The sequence below is a fragment of the Paenibacillus sp. J5 genome (genome assembly GCF_054955055.1).
This window is the reverse complement of sequence record NZ_JBUEDD010000028.1, coordinates 1-1,977: the sequence shown is the minus strand read 5'-3', so window position 1 is coordinate 1,977 and position 1,977 is coordinate 1. Positions and strand designations below refer to the sequence as shown.

The window sequence follows — 1,977 nt, the reverse complement described above, 5'->3', positions numbered from 1 at the left end:
CTGCGTGCGTATCTGGAGGCGCGGCTGCCGGAGTATATGGTGCCGACAGGCATCGTGCAACTGGAGCAGCTCCCGGTGACGCCCAATGGCAAGACTGACCGGAGGAAGCTGATGGAGGAGCTGCTGCGCCCGGAGCAGTCTGGACATGCCGCGCCGCAGGGAGAGACGGAGAAGCGATTGGCGCAGCTATGGGAGCAGGTGCTGGGCGTGGAGCGGATCGGACGGACGGATCGATTCTTCGAGCATGGCGGACATTCGCTGAAGGCGATCCTGATGCTGTCGCGGGTGCACAAGGAGTTCGGCGTCACGGTGCCGCTGCAGGCGTTATTCGATACGCCGACGATTGAGGGTTTGGCGGCGTACCTGGCTCCGAAGGGAGCAGAGGAGGAGAGCGAGGGGGCGGGGCTCCCTGCGGTCGACCGCGTCTTCTACAAGCTGTATACTCCGATCGAGCCTAGTGCGCCGCGTCCTTTCTATCCGGCATCCTTTGTGCAAAAAAGAATGTACGCCCTGAGCGGCCTCAAGGGAGCCGAGCTGGCCTACAACGTGCCGTATGCCTATAGCATCGATGGCCCGCTTGATGTTGCGCGGCTGCAAGGCGCGGTGCAAGCGCTGATCAACAGACATGAGACGCTGCGCACCTCGTTTAGCTGGGTGGATGGCGAGCTTGTGCAGCGAGTGCATTCAGATGCCGAACTGGAGCTGGTCTATACTGAGGCAGCAGAGGCGGCAGAAACAGCAGAGGCAGAGGCGTTACTGGCGAGTCGTCTGGCGGCGTTTGTGCGCCCGTTCGATCTGTCGATCGCCCCATTGGTGCGACTGGAGCTGCTGCGGTTAGAGGCGGAACGGCATATACTGTTGTTCGACATGCATCACATTGTGACGGATGGCGTATCGGTCGGCATCCTGTTCCATGACCTGACGGCGCTCTATAACGGGGAGCAACTGCCTCCGCTTAGAATTCAGTATAAGGATGTGGCGATCTGGCAGCGTGAGCAGCGGCTGGCGACGCGGGAGCATGAGGCATACTGGATGGATCTGTATCAGGGGCAGATTCCGCAGCTCGACTTCCCGATTGACTATCCCCGTCCGGCACAGCAGAGCTTTGCCGGGAAGCGTGTAGACTTCGAGGTTCCGGCTCATGTCGTGCAGGGGCTGCGCGAGCTATGCGCGGATACGGGCGCCACGCTGTACATGGTGCTGCTCGCTGCATATAACGTGCTGCTGGCGAAATATTCCGGGCAGGAGGATATTGTGGTCGGCACGACGAGCGCCGGGCGCAATCATGCGGATACGGAGCAATTGATTGGCATCTTCATTAATACGCTGGCGTTGCGCAATCAGCCGCGCAGAGAGTTGCCCTTCTCGGCTTTTGTGCGTGAAGTGATGCGGCAGGCGCTGGAGGCGTTCCAGCATCAGGACTTTGCCTTTGACGAGCTGGTAGACCGTCTTAGCCTCCGCCGTGACATTAGCCGCAACCCGCTGTTTGATGTGATGTTTGTACTGCACAATCATGACGGCAACGGCACGGAGCTGCGTCTGGACGAACAGACGGGCATGCGCCAATATAGCGGCTTGCAGCATGAGCCCGCGAAGGTGGATTTGACGCTGGTAGTGACGGATGCAGGTGAACATGGCTTGCAATGGGCATTCGAGTATGGCGTTGATTTGTTCCGGCAGGAGACGGTGGAGCGGCTGTCGGCGCATTTTAATCAGCTGCTCCAGGTGGTGTCGACGGAGCCTGAGCTGCCGATCGGTGAGATCAGTCTGCTGACGGAGCAGGAGCGCCAAGGAACAGCAGAGGCATGGCATGGGGAAGTGGCGGATTACCCGCGTGATCGGTCGATGCATGAGCTGTTCGAGCAGCAGGTGAGACAGACGCCGCAGCGGATCGCAATCCGCGCAGGGGAGCGGAGCTGGAGCTATGCGGAGCTGAATGCGCGTGCGAACGGCGTGGCGCGGAGGCTGCTGGAGCAG

1 protein-coding gene is annotated in these 1,977 nt (G+C 60.5%); it reads left to right on the top strand.

The window, feature by feature from the left end; all coding sequences use genetic code 11:
• Nucleotides 1–1,977: condensation domain-containing protein (locus ACY1JZ_RS25925; RefSeq protein WP_462631658.1), on the top strand; the 1,977-nt coding region annotated here is incomplete at both ends.